Source organism: Saccharopolyspora dendranthemae (assembly GCF_007829955.1).
GTDB lineage: Bacteria > Actinomycetota > Actinomycetes > Mycobacteriales > Pseudonocardiaceae > Saccharopolyspora > Saccharopolyspora dendranthemae.
Map to the genome: position 1 here is coordinate 676,518 of NZ_VIWX01000002.1, position 20,418 is coordinate 696,935.

The following is a 20,418-nucleotide window of genomic DNA, read 5'->3' on the forward strand; positions in this document are numbered from 1 at the left end:
ACCTCCCACCCCGGCCATGCTAGGTGACGGAGTGGATCATCGACGCGGGTCCTCGTGCGGGTGACCACCACGTCCAGGTTCTCATCGACGACCGGTTCGGCGACGCCGCCGAGTCCGGTGTGCCCGTGGTGGCCTGAGGCCTTCGAGCCGGTTCCACGGGCGTGCGGTCGGCCGAACCACCGAGGCCTGCGCAGACCCGCGGCAACGACGGGACGAACCGCAGCGGCTCGCCGGTCGCTGCGGTTCGCGGTGATCGTGATGTTGCTCAGCGGGCGATCAGGCGCGCCGGTGCGGTGGAGGCGTGGTGCAGGATCCACTCCAGCGGTCCGCGGTGCAGCAGTGCGCGCCAGATCGTGGTGATCAGGACCGTCGCGGCCACCAGGACGAGCCACGGCAGGTAGGGGTCCGATTGCATGGTCTGGCCCAGCCGCTCGGCACCGAAGGCCTTCAGCGCCAGCAGGTGTCCGGCGTAGGCGGTCAGGGCGAGCGCTCCCACCGAGGAGATCGGCAGCAGTGCTCGGCGCAGTCGTTGTCCCCAGAGGCACGAGCCGATCACCGCGAGGGCGACTCCGGTGGAACCGATGATCTCGAACGGGGTTCCGCTGTGCGCGGAGGCGGTGAGCAGCCACACCGCCGACGTCGTGGGTGCGGTGCCCAGGCTGGTGGACATCAGGACGTCGAGGATCTCCGGCGGAAGTCCGGGCGGCAGCACCGCCAGTAGCGCCTCCTCGCCGCCGAGCGGGTTCATCGCGATCCACGAGCCGCCGTAGCCGAGCACTCCCAGTCCCGCGCCGAACGCGACGAGCCTGCCGCGCACCGCGAGCAGGTCGAGCCTGCCCACCGCCATACCGGCCAGCAGGAAGGGGAGCCAGGTCGCCACCGGGTACGCGCCGGTGAGCAGCAGGCTGTGGGTCAGCGTCCACAGCCCGTCCAGCGAACCGAAATCGCTGAACTGGGGCGCGTAGCCGAGCACGTTGGTGTCGATTCCCCGCCGCAGGACGAAGGACAGCAGGGGTCCGCCGATCGCCAGCACCGCGGCCAGCACCGCCAGCGCGCCTGCCCGCAGCCGCAGCAGCGGGACCGAGAGCAGGAAGAGAACGCCGTAGAAGGCCAGGATCACCATCGCGGGCACCTGGAGGGTGGTCAGCGCCAGGCCCAGTGCGAACAGCAAGACCGCACGCGCGGCGATCCGCACCCGGGACATCCGCATCCGAGGCCCGCGGTGAGGTTGTGAACCGCCGCTGAGCAGCGAGATCGACACGCCGGCCAGCACCGCGAACAGTGCGGCCGCGCGACCCGTGACGAGACTGGACAGCCAGGTGGTCGGAGGCACGGTGTGCGCCGCGAACATGCCGAACACGGCGAGTCCGCGGGCCACGTCCAGACCGACCAGCCTGGTCCGTTCCGGCTGCTGTGGAGGATCGTGTTCGTCGGCCATGACGAGAGTCGTGGAAGTCACGAGGAACACAGTCACATCCGAGATCGGCCTCCCGGATCAACCGTAGAGCCCCGCCGACTAGAACTTTGGGCCAGTGCCTCACTAGTACTCCTGGCCGACACCGCCGCAGCGGGCCGCGACTCTCGTGCGCACCGCTCGGAGGGGCACAGGCGGTGGAAGCTCGGTGCGATGGGGCACATTCGGGTCGAGTTCGCCCGAACTCCCGCTCGGACCCGACATCATTCGAAGCGGACCGTGACCGAACCTGGGGAGAGACCTGATGGCCGTGATCTCAGCACTGATCTCCTACCCGATCAAGGGCTGCGCGGGTGTGCACCTGGAGCGGGCGACCGTGGAACCGACAGGTCTGCCGCAGGATCGCGCCTTCATGGTCGTCGACGACCGCGGGGTGGCCCGCACCCAGCGACGCGACCCCCTGCTCGCGACGCTCCGGCCTGCGGTCAGCGAGGACGGCCGGAACCTCGTGGTCGGCGCGCCGGGTGCAGCGGACGTCCAGGTCGAGGTCGACCTGGACGCGGCGCGGCGGGACGTGGAGATGTTCGGAGTGGCGCACCCCGGAATCGACCAGGGTGAGGAGGTCGCGGCGTGGTTGTCCGAGGTCCTCGGCGCGCCGTCGCGGCTGGTGCGGGTGCCGCCGGAACGCCGTCGCGTCGCCGACGGCTGGGTTTCCGGGCTGTCGCACTACGCGGACAGCAGCGCGGTGCACCTCCTCTCGCAGGCTTCCCTCGGCGGGCTGAACGCGCGCCTGACCGGCCGAGGCGAGCCACCGGCTCCGGTGGAGCGGTTTCGCCCCAACGTCGTCGTCGACGGGTGGGCGGAGCCCCACCTCGAGGACCGGGTCCGCTGGTTGACCGCCGACCGCGCCACGCTCGCCTACGCGAAGCTCGCGATCCGCTGCGCGGTCCCGATGGTCGATCAGCGCACGGGTGCCAAGGACGGTCCGGAGCCGTTGCGGACGCTCGCGACGTATCGCCGCGCGGCGCGAGGTGGCCTGGCGTTCGGGATCAAGCTCTCCGTCGTCGAGCCCGGTGAACTCGCGGTGGGCGACGAGGCACGGGTTGATTCGTGGGGCGACTCGGAGCTCTGAAACACGGGCGGGGCTGACGCCGGAGCGAGGTTCAGGTGGTCACCGGCGCGCGCTGCGGCTCGGTGACGGGGGCGAGGCGTTGGTGTGCCGCGGCGAAGCACGCTCGGCAGAGGTCGCCCTTCGGGATGCTGGTCAGCCAGCCCGCTGGCGCGAGGCAGCCGGGTGCCGGGGTTTCCTGGCAGATTCCGTGATGCCCGGCCGCGCTGCAGAGGCACGCGCACACCGGTTGCAGTTTTCGCATCGTGTCTCGCCCTCGGGGTTCGCTGCTTCGTCGGACGTCCCGAGAAGCTATCCCCAGCAACGGCCACAAGTCAACGCTATGTGATTTACCGGTAGTACGAGGTGCACCAACTTATCCCTGATGAACGCCCATGTAACGCCGTCAAGTGAATGCCGGGTAGCCGATCACCGTGCCGTCTGCCGCCCGCGTCAGCGCAGCAGGAGCAACGGCACTTCGGCGGACCGAGCCCGAGCGGTGTTCCGTCCCGCCTCGGGGGTAGGGCTGGTGGCCCAGTTTTAGTCCAAACCGAGCCATGATCATGTCCGAAATGTCGGCTCAGTTAGGACTAAAACTGGGATTCGACCCGAAGAGGCGATCGACGCGGCGTTGACCGGGCCGCGGATTTGTGCCTAGTGCCGGTGCCCGGTGCCCGGTGCCGGTGCCGGTGCCGGGTGGTCGGTCGGGCGGGGAGAGCGCGGCAGCGAATCCGGCCCCTCGGGATTCATCTCGGCGTCATTCCGCCGTTCTGCTCCGGTCATCCTCTTCTCGTTCGGCGCCCTCGCGTGAATCGTGTTCGTTTCAACGAAATGCGCGTCCTGCAGGAATCAGGTGACTTGGGGCACTGGAGGATTCCTAGGATCGGGTGACGGCGATGCGCATCGCGTCCTGTCGTCTTCGCGGGGGATAGGCTCGGTCGCGGGTGGGACGAGGAGTACCTCACCGGGGAGATGTTTCGCGCGCTGAAGAGGGCTGGTTCGGCGGGCCCGCGCGTGGTTCCACGAGGTGAGCGAGTGGGGGAGATGTGCCTGAACAGTTCGTACCGTTTCTCGTCGTCGTGATCGTGCTGACCGTGGTTCCGGGGCCGGACACGGCGCTGGGGCTGCGCAACAGCCTCCGCGGTGGCAGCAGCGCGATGTGGTGGACCGGTCTGGGCGTGTGCAGCGGCATCTTCGTGCACGCCGCCGCCTCGGTCGCGGGTCTGTCGGCGATCCTCGCGGCCTCGGCTTCGGCCTACACCGCGATCAAGCTGGCCGGCGCCGCGTACCTGTTCTGGCTCGGCGTGAGCACCTTGTGGAAGGTCTGGCGGGATCGCCACCAGGTCTCCGATCCCGCGGCTGTCGCGGCGGCGGCGCCACCGGGCGTTCGCCTCGGTCGGCGCACCGCCTTCCGGCAGGGGTTCGTCAGCGACCTGCTCAACCCCAAGATCGCTCTGCTGTTCCTGACCCTGCTGCCGCAGTTCATCGGTTCCCACGAGCCCCGTGCACTCACCTCGTTCGTCCTGACCCTGGTGTTCGTGGGTGTCGCCCTGCTCTGGTGGCGCCTCACGTCGTGGCTGGCGGGTGCGTTGCGCGAGGCGCTCGCTCGTGACCGCGTGAGACGAACTCTGGAAGCGGCGACCGGTGCGGTGATGGTGCTCCTCGGAATTCGCGTCGCGTTCGAGAACGCGGCACGGAGCTGACCCTCCTCGTTCGCCCGGGTTCCCGCAGCTCGCGTCCACGTGCACGGGAAACACCCCGCGCGAGAGGTGAAGAGACGACATGACCGCCGCGGAATGGGACGGCCAACCGGCTCACACCGGCGATATCGCCTTCGAGTTCGGTATCGCGCAGTGGCGGTCCGCTGTGCGTCGTGCGCTGTGCGGGTGCGGGTCGACCTCAGCGGACCGGAAACCCCGGAGCGCTACGAAGAACTCCGCCGCCACGTCGACCAGCACTGCCCGGTTCTCGACCTGTTCCGCAACGAAACTCCGACCAGGACGGAACTCTCGGCGTGACAGCACCGCGCGGCAGGGTTCCCGCATCCCTGCCGCGCGGTACCGCCGAGCGGATGCGACCATCGCGCCCAGGTGAAAACCGTTGTGGGACTGGGGGTAGTCTCGGTGAACTGCTGGTGGCGCGGGCTGCGGCGGTAGGTGGTGGTCTCCGCTGATCCGGCTCGCCGCGCGAGACCGCGCCCGGCGACTTGAACGAGGCAGGAGCTCCTCCGGTGCGGGTCCGGTAAAGACGTTGCCCTGGGGCAATCAAAATTGAGCGTGAGGGATGTTACCCTTCAGAGGATCTTGACCGGCGCGTTCGCGCGGGGGCATGTTCGCATGTCTGCTTGGATCACCTGTCTGGAGGAGAGCCTGATGCGATTGCCAACACCGCGCGCGACCACGGCTCTGCGAGGTCGACCCATATCCTGATCGCCGCGCGCCGCTCACCGGAGTCGGCTGCACGAGCGCACTCCTCGCCCGCGACGTTCGAGCGGGGAGAGGTCGAAGACGAGTACCTGGGCCGGAGAGGTCCGCACGACGTGCCTCGATTCGATGCGCAGATCGTCGCGGAATCACGGAATTCGGGGCCGGTTGACCCGGCCACTTCTCAGCAAGGACGCCAGCGACGCATGCCCGCGGGAGCCGGGCCGATGCGTCGGTGGTCACCAGGTCCTGCCTTCAGCACACCGCGGAACAGACCGGGGCTCGGTCGTGTCCGCCACCCCAGAAATGGACTCGCCGAAAAGGGAGGAACGGCCCATGTCACAGCCAGAACCGGTCACCAAGAACGCGGATAAGGGATATGTAGCTCTCCTTGGCTGGAGCCTCAACGCTGTCGAGGCGCTCGACCGGTTCGATCGGCGGTACGTCGTCGTGGCGCCGGACTGGGCTGAGAAGTACTGCGTCGAGCACGACATCCCCTACGTGCCGTGGAACTTCGAGCGGCTCAACGACCGCTCGATGGAGATCGCCGAAACCCTGAAGGACAAGGGCGTCGACGTCGCCATCCCGCTGTTCGAGGAGACGGTGGAGTGGGCGGGGGCGATCAACTCCGTGCTGCTCGACAACCCGCGCCTGTTCGGCCAGGCGATGCTGCTGCGCGACAAGGCGCTGATGAAGCGCCGCGCGCAGCTCGGCGGCATCCGGGTCGGGATCTTCGAGGAGGCCCACGACCGGGACGACGTGATCCGCTTCCTCAAGCGCGTCAACCAGACGCTGCTCAAGCTCGACGGCGACCCGAACGACCCGATCCACCTCAAGGCGTTCGACAAGGCCGGCTGCCTGGGACACCGGGTCATCCGCACCCCGGACGAGATCGACGTGATCCCGGACGAGGAGTTCCCGGTCCTGATGGAGTCGCACCTCGACGGCTGGGAGTTCGCCGTCGAGGCGTGGATCCACAACGGCAAGATCAAGTTCCTGAACATCTCCGAGTACGTCAGCCTCGGCTACTCGGTGTTCGTCCCGGCGACCCCGGAACTGGAGCGGTACAGGCCGCAGATCACCGCCCAGATCGAGAAGCTGATCAAGACGTTCGACATCGAGTTCGGCTTCATCCACCCCGAGTACTTCGTCACCAGCGACGGGGAGATGTACTTCGGCGAGGTCGCCTACCGGCCGCCGGGCTTCAAGGTCTTCGAGCTCCTCGAACGCGCCTACGGCTTCAACGCCTACCAGGGTCTCGTGCTGGCCTTCGACCCCAAGACCACCGAGGAGGAGATCGACGCGTTCTTCCCGCGCGAGGTCGTCGACTCCCACGGGGTCGCGGGCTGCTTCGGCGTCTACCCCCGTCGCCGCGTCGTCAACGAACTGCAGATCCCGGAGCAGACCGAGGACGACGACTACTATGATTCGCACGACCTCTCGGCGCCGCTGGAGGAAACGGTCACGAAGAGGACCGCGTTCGGCACCCACTGGGGTCTGCTGTACTTCTTCGGTGAGGACCCCTACCGGATGCGCGAAGTGCTGAAGGAGCAGGAAGAGCTCGACTTCTACGTCTGACGACACCGTCGACGCAGGAGAGACCTACCAGAGGGAAGCCCTTGAAACCGACCGCGGACGCAACGGGCCAGGCCACGACGCTCGACAAGCGCGTGGCCTCGCTCGACGGCGCGATCCAGGCCATGGCCGAGACCCCCGATTTCGGCAAGCACGCGAAGTTGCGGCGGGTCCTGGAATCCTTGCGGCGTGTGCTGCTGCAGCCAGGTGGTGCCGCCGCCGTGCAGGTCCGGGCGCAGGCGCTGGAGGAAGCCGGCCTGTTCCTGGGCACGGACTGGGCCTCCCCGGAGATCCTCATCCCTTCGCTGGTGGGCCCCGGTCTGCGAAGCAGGGACGTGGACACGGTCGTGATGGAAGCGGTCAGCGAGCTGCGGATGCTCGCCGTGTCCCGTGGTGAGTTCGCGCACCCGACGATCTCCGCCGAGGACGCGGGCCAGTTCCTGTCCCAGGTCATGGCGATGAACCTGGAGCTGCTGTTCACCGCGCCCAGCGAGGCGGAGCGGATCAAGCAGGGCCGGATCGCGCACCTGATCAGGGACCTGTTCCGGCACCTCGCCGAGGTCGTCGGCTACGAAACGGTCCTGGACAAGCTGGTCGACGAGATCTGGCGGATCCTGCGTCAGCGGCCCATCCAGGTCGACCAGGTGCAGGCGCTGATCACCCGGATCGCCGTCTACCGGGGCGACCCGGAGATCGACCTGGGCGCGTCGTCCGGGCAGGGCATCGACCGGCTCATCAGCAGCCTGTTCGGGACCACCGAGGTGTGCCGCGACGACCCGGGCGTGGAGGTCTTCCGCTCCCGGCTGGAGGCGATGGACACCGGTGGTCTGCAGTACGAGGCCAGCGGCTTCGCCCGCGCGATGCACGACACCGGGCTGGTGTCGCCGTACCACGCCGAGCTGCTGCGCTTCGTGCTCAACGAGAGCGACTACCTGGTGGGGGAGGCGCTCGGGCTCTCCGACACGGGGCGGAACTGCCTGCTGCGCTTCAGCCACCTGGTGCACGAGCTGATCGAGACCGCGGTGCACCCGCAGACCGCGCAATGCGTGTACGGTCTGGCGCTGCTGCTCGACCGCGGCATCCTCTACGAGCCGCCGGTGGTGCCCGCGCTGTGGCGCCAGCTCGCGCTGGAGTTGTCCCCGGCCGCGCGGGAGCGCCTGACCCTGGCCTTCGGTGAGCAGCCGTCGGCCGAGGCGAGGCTCACCGCCGGGGTCCTGTCGATGCTGGGCCAGCCGCTCGGGGTCGGGCAGGGGGACAACCCGACCTGCCAATCGGCCAGGGCGCTGTCGATGTGGGCCTACAACGACCCCGACTACCTCCTGCAGATGGTGGTGTGGGCGGCCCGCGACGACGAGGTCATCATGCACTTCGAGGGCCAGCCGATCTCGTCGAAGGAGCTCGCGGCCGGTGTCGCCACCGCGATGCCGGTGGACCTCGACCCGGTCTCGCTGCTGGTCGTGCCGCACCTGGACCGGATCTACGCGGAGATGGGCCGCCGCTGCGCCGATCGGCCCGGGGACCCGCACCGATGGGTCAACCCGGAGTTCCACGGCTGGTGGGCTTCACGAGGCTTCCGGATCAACGTCGATGTGGCGACGGGCAACCTCATCGACCTCGACGAGTTCCTGCGGGAGTTCCACGCCAGCTACCACCCCTCCTACAACGGTGGCCGACCGCTGATCCACCCGCAGCCCGCGGGCGTGGCCGTGACCGACAGCGCGGCGCGCTACATCGGATGGCACGCGATCACGATCCTGCGGGTCGCGGCCGATCCGCAGGAGGTCACGCGCGTCTACTTCTTCAACCCGAACAACGACAGCGGCCAGGACTGGGGCGACGGCGTCGTGGTGTCCACCGCGGGCAACGGCGAGCGGTTCGGCGAGGCCTCGCTCCCGTTCGACCAGTTCGCGTCCCGGCTCTACATCTTCCACCTCGACCCGCTGGAGCGGATGGAGCCGGAGAGCGTGCCTGCCGAGGACGTCGAACGGATCATGGGCTTCATCGAGCGCAGCTGGGGAGCCGAGCGGCTGCCGGCGGGGAGCCTGCAGGCCTCGAAGGACCCGAAGAGCTGACCCCGCCGCGGCTCAGCGGGCGTCGGCGCGAAGCGCCTCGCTCATCGTGGTGTGGCACTCCAGCAGCACGTGAAGTCCGGAGGCGCGCAGCGCCTCCTGCACGGCCAGGTCGTCGGCGACGACGTGCAGAGCGCCGCCGCGGGCTTGGACGAGCATGTGCGCGTAGGTGAGCAGCTGCAGGTCCGGGACGTCGAGGAACCGCATCTTCGTGAGATCCACGACGACCGAGCGCGCCGTCGACGCCGGCTGCGGCCAGAGCATGGTTTCGAGCTGGGCGACCGTTTCCTGATCCACCGGAGCGGTCACGGCGACGACGATCGCGTCGGCGTTCGGGAACGACACCTGCACGCTGGGTGCAGGTGCCTTGACCACGGGATCGAGCGCGGGTGCCTCGTCGACGAGGGAGCCGGAAACCCGGGATTCGACGGTCATCCTGTCTTCCTTCCGCGCACCGGCGGAGTCCCGCTTGGCCCGCCGCCGCCACCTCGGTGCCTCGCGCACCACCGCACGCCGAGTGCTCGCCCTGATCGAGTTGAACCAGCCAATTCTACCGAGCGCTTGCCCGAGGGCAAGCGGTTTTGCTCCACCGGGTTCACGTTCCCGGTCTTCTCGCTCCCGGGGCAGCGGACCGCGGAGGACGCGTTGATTGTCGTGCGGCAACGAATCCGGTCCGCGCTCAGAGCACGATCCAGTCCCGTCGTCGAGCGACCGGGTGCGCACCGGCGTCGGGGCCGAGCCAGTCCACGCACACCGCCACCGCGTCGTCGTCCAGCTCGCTGTCCTGCAGGAAGGCCCTGAGGTCGCTGAGCAGGGAACGCACGGCCTCTGCCGGGGGCAGTCGGAGGCTGCTGCGCAGCGCCCGGCGCAGCGAGCTGGTGCTGTAGTCGCGGTCGGCGAGCACCGCGTTGTAGATCCCGTCGGTGAGCACGAACAGCCGCTCGCCCGGTTCGAGCTGGAGGCGCTGCACCTCGTACTCGGTGCCGTCGGCCATGCCCAGCGGCAGCTGTGCGTCGAGGTCGACCTGCTCGGCGGAGTCAGCGCGCACGCGCCACAGCCGGGGAGAGCCCGCATCGATGATGGTGAGCTCGCCGGAGGTCAGGTCCAGCTGCATCAGCAACGTCGAGACGTGCTGCGCACCCCCGTGCTGGGCCCAGATCGCCTGATCGGCGAGGGCCGCCTGGGTGACGAGGGTGGCCCCGCTGCGACGTGCGTTGCGCAGTGCGGTGATCCCCAGTGTCGTCAGCATGGCGGCGGTCGTGCTCTCGCCCATCCCGTTGGTGACCGCGACCGTGACCGAGTCGAGGTCCTGGGCCCAGTCGAAGTTGTCGCCCCGGACCGCGTAGGCGGGTTCGAGCTGACCGGCGAGCCGGTAGGAGGCGTGATCCACCGAACGCACCGGCAGCAGCTGCCACTGCATCTCGGCGGCGAGCGTCAGCCGCTGGGGCCGGCGAGCCCGCCGGTACCGGTCGGTGGTCACCTCCGCGAGGGTGATCGCGTGGGCCACGAGATCAGCTGCGGCGGCGAGTTCCTCGCGCGCGGTCTCGTCGGGTGGCTCCGGCAACCGCAGCCACAGGACCCCGAGCCGATCGCCCCGCACGGTCATCGGCAGGTGCAGCGCGATCTCGTCGTCGATCGGCTGCTGGAGGCACACCTGGTCGCAGAACGCGCGTCCTTCCAGCGTCGCCACCAGCGGGATGCCGGGGCCTTCGGGCTCGAGCACGGGCTCCAGGACCGCAAGACGCAGGTCGACCAGGTAGATCTCGAGCCCCGCGACCCCGAAGTGGTCCCCCAGCGCGATCACCAGGGTCTCCGGTAACTCGTGAGCCGGAACGTCGCGCAAGGTGCGATCGAGGGAATCCAGACGCGTGGGGATGGTCACCAATTTCTCCGGCTTCACCAGGGTCCGTGCTCACAGCTGCGGACGAGCATGGGTCGTGACATGACACAATACGCCCGGAGACGCACGTGCCCGGACCCGAGACTTCCGGCGAGGAGGGCCTTCTTGGTGCACAAACTCGATTCCCTGTCCTCCGAAGCCCTGGACGAGCTCGAAGCCGGGGTCGGCGTGCTCATGGTCGTCTGGGGACGCAGCGCCGAACGCATCAAGCCCCAGGTCTCGCCCTCGCAGCTGCGGGCGCTGGTGGTGGTGGACCGGCACGGCTCCATCAACCTGATGAGCCTCGCCGACGAGCTGGGCTCGATCCCGTCGGTGACCAGCAGGCTCTGCGACCGGCTTCAAGCCGCCGGCCTGCTCAGCCGCGTCGCCGGCGCCGACGACCGGCGCGAGGTGATGCTCCAGCTGTCCAAGGACGGTCGGCGGTTGCTGCGCCAGTTCCAGCGGGAGCGCAAGGCCGACCTCAAGCAGGTGCTGGACGCGATGACGCCGCGAACTCGCAACGCGCTGCTCACCGGCCTGAGCGCGTTCCACTCGGCGGCGACCGAGGTGGGTCTCCCCGACGAGGAATTCGCCTGATCGCAACCTGAGCCGATCGGGTGCCGCGAGGCGCGTGTTGATTGCCACAGGGCAACGAAAGAAGCACATCCCGCGGCGGAGAGGGCTGTTGACCAGCGCGGTCAGCTGAAGATCAACGCCTGCAAAGAGCCTGCTGTGCAACGGTTCCGTCGCGACGCGTGACAAGTGATGTCGGTGCGCACTACGGTGGCTCCCACTCTGGCGGCGCGCGCCCGACCGGCTATCTGAACTGGAGAAACGACATGGCACGCAAGCGAATTCGGTTCTGGTTACGTGGCATCCTGCTCGTCGTGGTCCTGTTCGTCGTCGCGGTGGTGGTCACCGCGATCGTCATCGCGAGCGACCCCGCCAACGCCGCCGGTGGGATCAACGGGTTCCTCTCCAGCATCGACGACGGCGCCAAGGCCGTGCTCCGCGCTCCGATCGACTTCTTCGGCGCGTTGCTGACCTTCGTGGAGCGCATCGGCTCCTGAGGTACGGGCAGGAGCACCTGGTGGCATCGGGGCCGCGATTCGGCACGTGAATCGCGGCCCCGATGCCGCGTCATCTCGGGGGATGTCCACTCGTGCGCCGCGAGGTGTCGGGGAACACAGCTACGCCGGGTCGAAAGGCCTGCCCGATGGGCGACCGTCGCGCTGCATTCTTGAGGTGGTTCTCGGGGAGCGGGAGCGATCGGGGACGGGCCCGGCATCGGCTGGGCCCGTGAGCGCGAAGGGAGCATCGATGGGGCAGATCGCGGAGGTCGTCGGGGCGTCGGACCCTGCGGCGCTGGACGACCTGGTGTCGGCGGAGGAGCGCGCCGCCACGCGGCCGTTGACGAGGTTGGTCCCGCCGCCGCGCGGGCCCTCCGACGGCATGCGGTTGGTGGTGAGCCGGGGACCGGACACGGGGACGGAGTTCGCGATCTCGGCGCCGCTGACGGTGATCGGCCGGCACCGGGACAGCGATGTGGTGGTCGATGACGTGACCGCCTCCCGGTACCACGCCGAGCTCGAGGTGATCGACGGCCGGTGCGTCCTGTTCGACGGAGGTTCGCTGAACGGCACCTACGTCAACCGCAAGCCGGTGACGTGCGTCGAGCTCGGCGAGGGCGACGAGATCTGGATCGGCACAGCGCGGTTCGTCTTCCACGCGGCCTGACGGCCGGCGGTGACGGCGTCGCGCGGCGCATTCGGCGCGGGTTTCCCGATGGGTACCGCGCCAGATCTCTGCGTGCGAAAACCGTTGGTGCAGAGAAAATTCGCCCCCGATTCGGGGATGCTTCCGGGCTCCGAGGAGCGGATACTGGCGGATATCACGTTCTATTGTGGAGGTGGAGTGATGTCGAGCAGCACACCGATCGCTGGGCATCCGGATCTCACCGAGATGCGCTCGCGGTACGAGCGGGCTTCGGAAACCCCGACCGCTCAGGTGGCGGACGGCCTCGTAGTGCTCGGAGGCCTGTTCGTCGCGTTGTCGCCGTGGATCACCGGATTCGCCGCCACGACACCGTCGCTGGCGCTGAACAACCTGATCATCGGCTTGGCCGCCGCAGCCCTCGGGCTGTCGTTCGCGGCCGCCTACCACCGCACCCATGGCATCGCGTGGACCTGCCCGGCGTTGGGGGTCTGGACGATCCTGGCCGTCTTCGTGATGAGCGGTACCGCCATGACGACCTCGACGGTCCTGTGCAACATCATCGGCGGAGCGGTTCTGGTGCTGGCAGGTGCAGCGACCATGGCGGCCTCGAGGATGTCTACTTCCCGTTGATCCTCGGCGGTACCGCACCTGAAGCGGCGCCGCTCGAGAGCGAGGGGACAGGGCCACGGGGGTGCCGGCAGTGGCGTTGGAGACGACACCTCCCGTGACCCTGGTGATCAGCCCAGCGTCGGGCGCACCGCCGCGGTCGCGCTGATCACGTTCTTGAGGGCCGTGTTGACCTCGGCGTAGCCCCTGGTCTTGAGGCCGCAGTCGGGGTTGACCCACAACCGCTGCGCGGGAACGGCTTCCAGCGCAGCGCGCAGGAGGGACGTCACCTCTTCGGTCTCCGGGACGCGTGGGGAGTGGATGTCGTAGACACCGGGACCAACGCCCTTGGCGAACCCGACCGCGTTGAGGTCCGAGAGGACCTCCATGCGGGAGCGAGCGGCCTCGATGCTGGTGACGTCGGCTTCCAGGGCCACGATCGCGTTGATGACGTCACCGAACTCCGAGTAGCACAGGTGGGTGTGGATCTGGGTGGTGTCGGTGACCCCGGAGGTGGCCAGCCGGAACGATTCCACCGCCCAGTCCAGGTAGTGCTTCTGCTGCACGGCACGCAGCGGCAGGAGCTCGCGCAGGGCCGGCTCGTCGACCTGGACCACGCGGATGCCGGCCGCTTCGAGGTCGTGCACCTCGTCGCGGATCGCCAGGGCGACCTGCTTGGCGGTGTCGGCCAGCGGCTGGTCATCGCGGACGAACGACCACGCCAGGATGGTCACCGGGCCGGTGAGCATGCCCTTGACGGGCTTGTCGGTCAGCTTCTGCGCGTAGGTCGCCCACTCGACGGTCATCGGGTTCGGGCGGGAGACGTCGCCGAACAGGATCGGCGGGCGCACGCAGCGCGACCCGTAGGACTGGACCCAGCCCTTGTGCGTGCTGACGAAGCCGTCCATGAGCTCGGAGAAGTACTGGACCATGTCGTTGCGCTCGGGCTCGCCGTGCACGAGGACGTCGAGGCCGAGCTCTTCCTGCCGCTCGATGACCCGCTGGATCTCGTCCCGCATGCGCTGCTTGTAGGTGGCGGCGTCGATCGTGCCGTTGCGCAGCGCCGCGCGTGCCTTGCGGACGTCGGTCGTTTGCGGGAAGGAACCGATGGTCGTCGTCGGCAGCGGAGGCAGTTGCAGGGCCTCCTCCTGGGCCTTCTGCCGCTGCGCGTAGTCGTTGCGGCGGGAGTCCGCGGGCCGCAGAGCGCGCAATCGGGTCTGGACCTCGCCGTTGCGGATGCGGTCGGCGGCGGCACGGTCGGCGACCGCCGCGGCGGCTTCGGCGAGAGCGTCTGCGACGGCCCCGCGTCCTTCGCGCAGCGCGCGCCCCAGCACGACGACCTCTCGGACCTTCTGCGCGGCGAAGGCCAGCCAGGACTTCACCTGGGGGTCGATCTGCGCTTCGGCTTCGACGTCGTAGGGCACGTGCAGCAGCGAGCACGAGGTGCCGATCGCTACCTCGTCGGCCAGGCCGAGCAGGGTTGCACCGGTGGTCAACGCCTTGTCGAGGTCGGTCCGCCAGATGTTGCGGCCGTCGACGAGGCCGGCGACCACCGACTTGTTCCGCAACCCCGTCAGCCCGGGCAGCTTGTCGATCGTGGACGGACTGGTGACGAGGTCGACGCCCAGCGCCTCGACCGGTGAGTCGGCGAGCACGTCGAGCGCGTCACCGAGGTCCCCGAAGTACCCGGCGACCAGCAGGGCGGGACGGTCCGAGAGCTCGCCCAACGTGCGGTAGGCCTCGCGCAGCGCGTCGAGTTCGGCCTGCGTGCGGTCGGCGGCGAAGGCGGGCTCGTCGAGCTGCACCCACTCGGCACCTGCCCGCTTGAGCTCCGCCAGCAGCGCGGCGTAGGCCGGCAGCAGGTCGTCGAGCTTGTCCAGCGGCGTGAACGAGTCGGGGGAACCCTCGGCGGGCTTGGACAGCAGGAGGAAGGTCAGTGGTCCGACCAGCACCGGCCGGGTGGTGACGCCCTGTTCGGAGGCCTCGCGGAACTGCTCCACCGGTGTCCGGTCGGACAGCGAGAACCGCTCCTGCGGGCTGATCTCCGGGACCAGGTAGTGGTAGTTGGTGTCGAACCACTTCGTCATCTCCAGCGGAGGCGTGGAGTCGACACCGCGGGCCATCGCGAAATAGGTGTCGAGCGGGTTCAGCCCCAGCTCGGTGTACCGCGACGGCACGGCGCCGAAGGTGACCGCGGTGTCGAGCACCTGGTCGTAGTAGGAGAACGTGTTGCCCGGCACCGAGTCCAGGCCCGCGTCGGCGAGGAAGCGCCAGGAATCGGCGCGGATCTTGCCGGCGACGGCGCGCAGGTCGTCGGCGCTGCTGCGCCCGGCCCAGTAGCTCTCCAACGCGCGTTTGAGTTCCCGGTCCGGCCCGATCCTGGGGTAGCCGAGTACGGTCGATCCGATCTTGGTGGTCAACGCCCTCTCCTCGCGAGCTCGACATCAGAGGCTCCGAGGTCGCCGTGGAGGCGTGCGGGCGGACACGGGCAGCCGCCCTCGGGCAGTGCCGTTTCCGTTCGTCCGCCAGGTCCTCCCTCGAGACCTCGGATCAGCGCGCGCCGCAGCGCGCGCACCGGTGGCAGGTCTTCGGACTCGCGGGCGCTTCCCGGCCTGGCCGGGCGTTCCTAGTGGCCGTCGCTTCCCGGGCCTGTCGGCCCAGTGCTTGTCTCCGGTCGTGCGACCGGTGACGGCTGTCGTTCCCGCTCACCGCTGCGGGGCAGTCCCGGGTTCGCACCGGGTTCCCTCTTGCCTCGCCCGTCCCTGAACACGACCTGGGTCGCACCGGGGCGGACGAACCACCAGCACTCACCAGGCTAGTGCCGAAAGTTCCGTTGGCAAGCAGTTCCACGATCCGAGCGCCCGGTGCGGGCGAGTTGCCGGCGCCCAGCACCGCCCATGAGGTCGCGGTTCTCCAGATGCGCCAGTGCTGATGAGACTCCGGTCACAGGGAACTCGCCGACCGTCGCGCACCGGATCCGGCCCGGGTTCGTCACCCTCCACAGCGGACGGTGAAAGCCCGTGATGGAGGGGCCGGTCGGACTCCATCGCGAAGTAGCGGAGCCAGAGCATCGTGCGCACGGCGGGCTCGAGGTTCGTCGCGGGATCGGGGCTTGAGCGTGCCGCGACGGCATCGTTTCTGATGTGGGCGCCCACCGCCGAGAGGAACCCGAGAATGCCCGTCGAGACCCAGTCCGCTCCTGCGAGCGGGGTGCCCGCATCGCCGACCCCGGTGTCCGAGCGCGCGCTCGCCCCGGATCTGGCCCGGGGCATGATGCTGCTGCTCATCGCCCTCGCGCACGTCCCGTGGTTCGCCTACACCTCCGAGATCGGCGTGACGCTGATGCACCCCGCTCACGGCGGTGTGGCCGATCGGATCGCCCAGGCGCTCACGATCATCGCCGTCGACGCCAGGGCCTGGACGATGTTCGGGTTCCTGTTCGCGTACGGGATCGGCCAGCTCTACGCCCGCCGGAAGGCCGCAGGCAGTTCCACCCGCGACGCGCGGCGGTTGCTGCGTGCCCGGCACTGGTGGTTGCTCGGGTTCGGGCTGGTGCACGCCGTTGTGCTCTGGCAGGGCGACATCCTCGCCACCTACGGACTTCTGGGGCTGCTGCTCGTCCCGCTGTTCCTGCGGCGCAGCGACCGCGTGCTCAAGGTCTGGATCGGCGTGCTGCTCGGCGTCGGCGCGGTGTTCTCCCTCGGTGCGGCAGTGTTCGCGCAGTTCGCTCCCTCGCTGGTCGGCGGTCCCAACCTGCAGCAGATGACCATCGCTGAGCCGAACTACCTCGTGACGATCCCGCTGCGCCTGCTCACGTGGAGCACGGGCCTGGTGTCGGGTTTGGCGAGTCTCGTCCTGCCCGCCGCGTTCCTGCTCGGCTTGCTCGCCGCCCGGCACCGCGTGCTCGAGGAGCCCGCGCGTCACCTGCCGCTGCTGCGCCGGACCGCCGGCATCGGTCTCGCGGTCGGGTGGGGTTTCGGCCTGATGCAGGCGCTCCTGCACTTCGCCGTGCTCGAGGTGCCGAACCCGAAGGCATTCGGCACGCTGCACCTGTTCACCGGGATCTTCTGCGGCATCGGGTACGCGGCGCTGTTCGGGCTCGCGGCCCATCGCATTGCGGGTCGTGGGAAGCGGGCTTCGCTCCCGGCGCGTGCTCTGGTCGCTCTGGGCCGGCGGTCGCTCAGCGGATACCTCGCCCAGTCCCTGCTGTTCGTGCCGCTGCTGTCGGCGTGGGGTCTCGGGCTCGGAGCGCACCTGACGAGCTGGTCGGCGACGGCCGTCGGCCTCGCGGCGTGGCTGCTGACCCTCCTCGTCGCCCATGCCCTCGACCGCAGGGGCATCAGAGGGCCGGCCGAAACGCTGCTCCGGCGCCTCACCTACCGGCCCGGGCGCCGACGGGCCACGCTTGTCGCGGAGTGATTCCCGCCTCGCGCGCAACGGAAGGGATTGGGTGCCCCCGTGAGGGAAGCCAGGAACTCCGGAAAACCCTCCGGAGTGAGAAGTGTCAGCTCTTGCTGGGGGTTGGTTGGCTCCCGGACGCGGGCGCTGTCATGACCCAGCGGAGGGCGGAGACGATGCCGTGGCCACCGAGGCGGACGGCCGTTGCCTCGGTGACGGGCAGGTAGGGGAGGCGCAGCGGCCATCGCGCCCAGGCGGGCAGGTCCGCCACGGCTGCCGAGGCCAGGGCCGCGTAGGGGACGCGGGCGACCAGCGGTACCGGTGGGTTGAGCAGCAGGAAGCGGGCTGCCTCGCGCGCTTCCGGTGTGCCGTGCAGTTCCGGGCGGTAGTCCTCCAGCCGCGCGGTCAGCTCCGCTCGGTCGCGCGGCGGATCGACGACGCCCAGCGCTGCGCCGATGCGGGCCATGTCGGCGACGTAGGCGTCGCACCCGTCGTCGTCCAGCGGTGCGGCGCCGTAGCGCTGGTGGCAGCGCAGGAAGCTGTCGACTTCGGCGACGTGGACCCAGCCCAGGAGGTGCGGGTCGCCGGCCCGGTAGGTGCGTCCGTCCCGCGCGACCCCGCGCACCTGCCGGTGCACGCGTCGCACGGCGTTCACGGCGGCCTGCGCGTCGGAGGCGGTGCCGAAGGTCGTCACGGCGAGGAAGGTGCTCGTGCGCTGCAACCGCCCCCACGGATCGCCCCGGTAGCCGGAGTGCGCGGCCACCGCTGCCATCGCCAGCGGGTGCAGCGACTGCAGCAGCAGCGCCCGCAAGCCGCCGACGAACATCGCGGCATCCGCGTGCACGGTCCGGATGAACCGGTCCTCGGCGAACCATCGCGGTCCGGGGAGGTCGTGTATCCGGGTCCGCTTCTCCGGTCCGTCGGCACCGGCCACGCGTTCGAACAGCGCCGCTCCCCAACGCTGCCGCAGCAACGTCAGCGCACCCCGCGGGCTCTCCGGCATCAGATGACCAGTATGGGCCCGGTGCGGGCTCAGGTCCACGCCGTCGAGCGAGTGACGCGGCCGTGCCTGGTTGACCTCCGGTCCGCGCGGGTATGGCAAGAGGCGGCGCGGATGCGGGCACGTGGGCCCGCCGGGGTTCGATCGTCAGGAGGTTCGCATGGCCGAGGAAGCTCGTTCAGCGGTGCTCGCGGGTTTCGACGGGTCGGAGGCGTCTCGTGAAGCGGTCCGGTGGGCCGCGCGAGAAGCGTCCAGCCGGGGTTCGCCGCTGTTGCTCGTGCACGTGCTGGCGCGGCCCTTCCAGCACTCCATCCAGATGCGCATTCCCGACCAGGAGCACGTCATGGACAAGCTCCGGGAAGCGGTTCGCGGGGAGCTCGACTCCCTCGAAGAGGAGTGCAGGACAAGCGCTCCCGGCCTCGAGGTGCGCAAGAGCATCCCGGTCGGCGACGCGGCGCAGTTCCTGGTCGAGCTGGCCGGTGAAGCGGATCTGGTGGTGCTCGGGGGCCCGCTGGTGGGAGCTCGCACGGACCGCTTGGGCGTCACCGCCGCCGAGGTCATCGCGCGCCGCGCCGCAGCCCCCGTCGTGGTGGTGCGCGGGGACACCGGAGCAGCCGCGGACGCGCCGGTGGTCGTCGGAGTCGACGGGTCGGACGTGAGCACCCGGGCGATCGGGTTCGCCCACGAGACGGCGTCCCGGCAAGGTCGCCCCCTGGTGGGCGTGCACTCGTGGAGCGCATCGGCGTTCAACCCGTTCGACGTCGTGGACGAGTGGGACGCGGACCGCAGCGAGTTCCGGGAGAAGGCGAGCGAGGTGCTGGCGGAGTCGATGGCCGGATACCGCCGGCAGTACCCGGACCTGCGGGTGAGGCACGTGGTCGGCCCGGACCGGCCCGCGCACCTGCTGCTCGGCGAGGCGGAAGGGGCGAGCCTGCTGGTGGTGGGCAGTCACGGCAGGGGAGCGGTGCGCCGCACCTTCCTGGGGTCGGTCAGCCACGCGGTGCTCAACCAGGCGAGCTGCCCGGTGGCCGTGCTGCCCGCGGAGTGATCCGGCCGAGATGCCCGCGGCGAGGGGTGACTTAGTGCCCTGGGGAGTCGGCGACATCGTCGGGAGCATCGGCCGGTGTTGAATCCATCCCGGCGCAGGTGGGCTCCACCGCGTCGGTGTCGAACCTGGGGAGGTCCGCATGGGCACCATCACCACCGCGGAAGGGATCGAGATCTACTACAAGGACTGGGGATCGGGACAACCGATCGTCTTCAGCCACGGCTGGCCGCTGTCGGCCGATGACTGGGACGCCCAGATGTTGTTCTTCTTGCAGCGCGGTTATCGGGTGATCGCCCACGACCGGCGCGGCCACGGTCGTTCGAGCCAGACCGCCGACGGCCACGACATGGACCACTACGCCGACGATCTCGCCGAGGTGTTGAACCATCTGGGGATCTCGGGTGCCGTGCACGTGGGTCATTCGACCGGGGGCGGCGAAGTCGTGCGGTACCTGGCTCGGCACGGTGAGTCCCGGTCGTCCAAAGCCGTTCTCATCAACGCGGTTCCGCCGCTGATGGTCCAGACGGACGCGAACCCGGATGGGCTCCCCAAGGAGGTCTTCGACGGGCTCCAGGCGCAACTCGCGGCCAATCGCTCGCAGTTCTACCGCGACCTCCCGTCCGGCCCCTTCTACGGGTTCAACCGGCCTGGTGCGGAACCCTCCGAAGCGCTCATCCAGAACTGGTGGCGTCAGGGCATGATGGGCGGCGCCAAGGCGCACTACGACGGGGTGGTCGCCTTCTCGCAAACCGATTTCACCGACGACCTGAAGAAGATCACGGTGCCGGTGCTGGTGATGCACAGCGAAGACGACCAGATCGTGCCCTACCAGGACGCGGGCCCGCTGTCGGCGAAACTGCTGCAGAACGCGACGCTCAACACCTACCAGGGCCTCCCGCACGGCATGCCCACCACGCACGCCGAGAAGATCAACAACGACCTCGTGGAGTTCTTGAACAACACCCCGTGAGGCCCGGCCTCCCGGCAGCCCTTCGTCGAGCGCTCCTCCGCGTGGAGGGGCGCTCGACGAACGCACGCCTCGAACCGCATAGAACGTGTTACAGTTTCGCGCATGTCGCAGGGGCATGCGAGCTGGAGCCTCGAGTGGGCCGGTGGTTGCCGCGTTCGCGCGGCGGAGCCGGCCGAGGGCCTGGTCGCCGCACTCACTAGAAGTGGCAACAA

The 20,418-nt window shown here is 69.4% G+C and carries 18 protein-coding genes, 1 pseudogene and 1 riboswitch; of the genes and pseudogenes, 12 read left to right on the top strand and 7 right to left on the bottom strand.

What is annotated here, in order from left to right; translation table 11 throughout:
- Positions 1-265: 265 nt before the first annotated feature.
- Complete coding sequence (locus FHU35_RS11890; protein WP_246110253.1) at positions 266-1,459, bottom strand: DUF418 domain-containing protein; 1,194 nt, start codon at positions 1,457-1,459, stop codon at positions 266-268.
- A 259-nt stretch (positions 1,460-1,718) separates the two neighbouring features.
- On the opposite strand from FHU35_RS11890, the gene FHU35_RS11895 reads away from it, so the two are divergent.
- The gene (locus FHU35_RS11895) at positions 1,719-2,546 is read left to right on the top strand and encodes an MOSC domain-containing protein (protein WP_145738564.1); all 828 of its coding nucleotides are present in this window, start codon (positions 1,719-1,721) and stop codon (positions 2,544-2,546) included.
- A gap of 31 nt (positions 2,547-2,577) precedes the next feature.
- Here the strand turns inward: FHU35_RS11895 and FHU35_RS11900 are convergent, their stop codons facing one another.
- Both FHU35_RS11900 and FHU35_RS30170 read right to left on the bottom strand, forming a co-directional pair.
- Positions 2,578-2,787 carry a hypothetical protein gene (locus FHU35_RS11900; RefSeq protein ID WP_145738566.1) on the bottom strand — a complete coding sequence of 70 codons (210 nt, stop codon included), beginning with the start codon at positions 2,785-2,787 and terminating at the stop codon, positions 2,578-2,580.
- Positions 2,788-3,176: 389 nt separating this feature from the next.
- A complete protein-coding gene (locus tag FHU35_RS30170; protein ID WP_281290234.1) occupies positions 3,177-3,305 on the bottom strand; it encodes a hypothetical protein in 129 nt (42 codons plus the stop codon).
- 263 nt (positions 3,306-3,568) lie between these two features.
- Between FHU35_RS30170 and FHU35_RS11905 the strand changes: the two genes are divergently transcribed.
- The 4 genes and pseudogenes from FHU35_RS11905 to FHU35_RS11920 all read left to right on the top strand — a co-directional run bounded on the left by FHU35_RS11905 (position 3,569) and on the right by FHU35_RS11920 (position 8,592).
- On the top strand, positions 3,569-4,225 hold the full coding sequence (locus FHU35_RS11905; protein WP_145738569.1) for a LysE family translocator: 657 nt from the start codon (positions 3,569-3,571) through the stop codon (positions 4,223-4,225).
- Positions 4,226-4,402: 177 nt separating this feature from the next.
- A pseudogene (locus FHU35_RS29610) lies at positions 4,403-4,540 on the top strand (OsmC family protein); the annotation flags it as partial.
- Positions 4,541-5,281: 741 nt separating this feature from the next.
- Positions 5,282-6,523 carry an ATP-grasp domain-containing protein gene (locus tag FHU35_RS11915; protein WP_145738572.1) on the top strand — a complete coding sequence of 414 codons (1,242 nt, stop codon included), beginning with the start codon at positions 5,282-5,284 and terminating at the stop codon, positions 6,521-6,523.
- Between the two features lie 41 nt (positions 6,524-6,564).
- Positions 6,565-8,592 (top strand): hypothetical protein, encoded by a 2,028-nt coding sequence (locus FHU35_RS11920; RefSeq protein ID WP_145738574.1) that lies wholly within the window; start codon positions 6,565-6,567, stop codon positions 8,590-8,592.
- A 12-nt stretch (positions 8,593-8,604) separates the two neighbouring features.
- Here FHU35_RS11920 and FHU35_RS11925 read toward each other — a convergent pair whose 3' ends face one another.
- Entirely contained in the window at positions 8,605-9,024 is a 420-nt protein-coding gene (locus tag FHU35_RS11925; RefSeq protein ID WP_145738577.1) for an STAS domain-containing protein, read from the bottom strand.
- 244 nt (positions 9,025-9,268) lie between these two features.
- On the bottom strand, positions 9,269-10,471 hold the full coding sequence (locus tag FHU35_RS11930; RefSeq protein ID WP_145738579.1) for a PP2C family protein-serine/threonine phosphatase: 1,203 nt from the start codon (positions 10,469-10,471) through the stop codon (positions 9,269-9,271).
- A 126-nt stretch (positions 10,472-10,597) separates the two neighbouring features.
- Here FHU35_RS11930 and FHU35_RS11935 point away from each other — a divergent pair, with 126 nt between their 5' ends.
- The 4 genes from FHU35_RS11935 to FHU35_RS11950 all read left to right on the top strand — a co-directional run bounded on the left by FHU35_RS11935 (position 10,598) and on the right by FHU35_RS11950 (position 12,814).
- On the top strand, positions 10,598-11,065 hold the full coding sequence (locus FHU35_RS11935; protein ID WP_246110313.1) for a MarR family transcriptional regulator: 468 nt from the start codon (positions 10,598-10,600) through the stop codon (positions 11,063-11,065).
- 242 nt (positions 11,066-11,307) lie between these two features.
- Positions 11,308-11,538: a hypothetical protein gene (locus FHU35_RS11940; RefSeq protein WP_145738581.1), complete on the top strand. Its 231-nt coding sequence runs from the start codon at positions 11,308-11,310 to the stop codon at positions 11,536-11,538.
- A gap of 250 nt (positions 11,539-11,788) precedes the next feature.
- Positions 11,789-12,205 carry an FHA domain-containing protein gene (locus FHU35_RS11945; protein ID WP_145738583.1) on the top strand — a complete coding sequence of 139 codons (417 nt, stop codon included), beginning with the start codon at positions 11,789-11,791 and terminating at the stop codon, positions 12,203-12,205.
- A gap of 180 nt (positions 12,206-12,385) precedes the next feature.
- Complete coding sequence (locus FHU35_RS11950; RefSeq protein ID WP_145738586.1) at positions 12,386-12,814, top strand: SPW repeat protein; 429 nt, start codon at positions 12,386-12,388, stop codon at positions 12,812-12,814.
- A gap of 107 nt (positions 12,815-12,921) precedes the next feature.
- On the opposite strand, the gene metE is transcribed toward FHU35_RS11950, so the two are convergent.
- Entirely contained in the window at positions 12,922-15,210 is a 2,289-nt protein-coding gene (metE, locus tag FHU35_RS11955) for a 5-methyltetrahydropteroyltriglutamate--homocysteine S-methyltransferase (RefSeq protein ID WP_145738588.1), read from the bottom strand.
- A gap of 152 nt (positions 15,211-15,362) precedes the next feature.
- A riboswitch (cobalamin riboswitch) is annotated at positions 15,363-15,596 on the bottom strand.
- A 368-nt stretch (positions 15,597-15,964) separates the two neighbouring features.
- On the opposite strand from metE, the gene FHU35_RS11960 reads away from it, so the two are divergent.
- Entirely contained in the window at positions 15,965-17,209 is a 1,245-nt protein-coding gene (locus tag FHU35_RS11960) for a DUF418 domain-containing protein (RefSeq protein WP_222429351.1), read from the top strand.
- Between the two features lie 85 nt (positions 17,210-17,294).
- Here FHU35_RS11960 and FHU35_RS11965 read toward each other — a convergent pair whose 3' ends face one another.
- Entirely contained in the window at positions 17,295-18,191 is an 897-nt protein-coding gene (locus FHU35_RS11965; RefSeq protein WP_145738592.1) for an oxygenase MpaB family protein, read from the bottom strand.
- Between the two features lie 157 nt (positions 18,192-18,348).
- Here FHU35_RS11965 and FHU35_RS11970 point away from each other — a divergent pair, with 157 nt between their 5' ends.
- Complete coding sequence (locus tag FHU35_RS11970; protein WP_145738594.1) at positions 18,349-19,236, top strand: universal stress protein; 888 nt, start codon at positions 18,349-18,351, stop codon at positions 19,234-19,236.
- Positions 19,237-19,375: 139 nt separating this feature from the next.
- Positions 19,376-20,206: an alpha/beta fold hydrolase gene (locus tag FHU35_RS11975; protein WP_145738597.1), complete on the top strand. Its 831-nt coding sequence runs from the start codon at positions 19,376-19,378 to the stop codon at positions 20,204-20,206.
- Positions 20,207-20,418 lie beyond the last annotated feature (212 nt).

What these genes read in the sequence shown, in the direction of transcription:
- FHU35_RS11950 (WP_145738586.1), top strand. Translation starts at nt 12,386, where the DNA reads ATGTCGAGCAGCACACCGATCGCTGGGCATCCGGATCTCACCGAGATG.
- FHU35_RS11925 (WP_145738577.1), bottom strand. Translation starts at nt 9,024, where the DNA reads ATGACCGTCGAATCCCGGGTTTCCGGCTCCCTCGTCGACGAGGCACCC.
- FHU35_RS11940 (WP_145738581.1), top strand. Translation starts at nt 11,308, where the DNA reads ATGGCACGCAAGCGAATTCGGTTCTGGTTACGTGGCATCCTGCTCGTC.
- FHU35_RS30170 (WP_281290234.1), bottom strand. Translation starts at nt 3,305, where the DNA reads ATGACCGGAGCAGAACGGCGGAATGACGCCGAGATGAATCCCGAGGGG.
- FHU35_RS11970 (WP_145738594.1), top strand. Translation starts at nt 18,349, where the DNA reads ATGGCCGAGGAAGCTCGTTCAGCGGTGCTCGCGGGTTTCGACGGGTCG.
- FHU35_RS11965 (WP_145738592.1), bottom strand. Translation starts at nt 18,191, where the DNA reads ATGCCGGAGAGCCCGCGGGGTGCGCTGACGTTGCTGCGGCAGCGTTGG.
- FHU35_RS11945 (WP_145738583.1), top strand. Translation starts at nt 11,789, where the DNA reads ATGGGGCAGATCGCGGAGGTCGTCGGGGCGTCGGACCCTGCGGCGCTG.
- FHU35_RS11960 (WP_222429351.1), top strand. Translation starts at nt 15,965, where the DNA reads ATGCCCGTCGAGACCCAGTCCGCTCCTGCGAGCGGGGTGCCCGCATCG.
- FHU35_RS11900 (WP_145738566.1), bottom strand. Translation starts at nt 2,787, where the DNA reads ATGCGAAAACTGCAACCGGTGTGCGCGTGCCTCTGCAGCGCGGCCGGG.
- FHU35_RS11975 (WP_145738597.1), top strand. Translation starts at nt 19,376, where the DNA reads ATGGGCACCATCACCACCGCGGAAGGGATCGAGATCTACTACAAGGAC.
- FHU35_RS11895 (WP_145738564.1), top strand. Translation starts at nt 1,719, where the DNA reads ATGGCCGTGATCTCAGCACTGATCTCCTACCCGATCAAGGGCTGCGCG.
- FHU35_RS11915 (WP_145738572.1), top strand. Translation starts at nt 5,282, where the DNA reads ATGTCACAGCCAGAACCGGTCACCAAGAACGCGGATAAGGGATATGTA.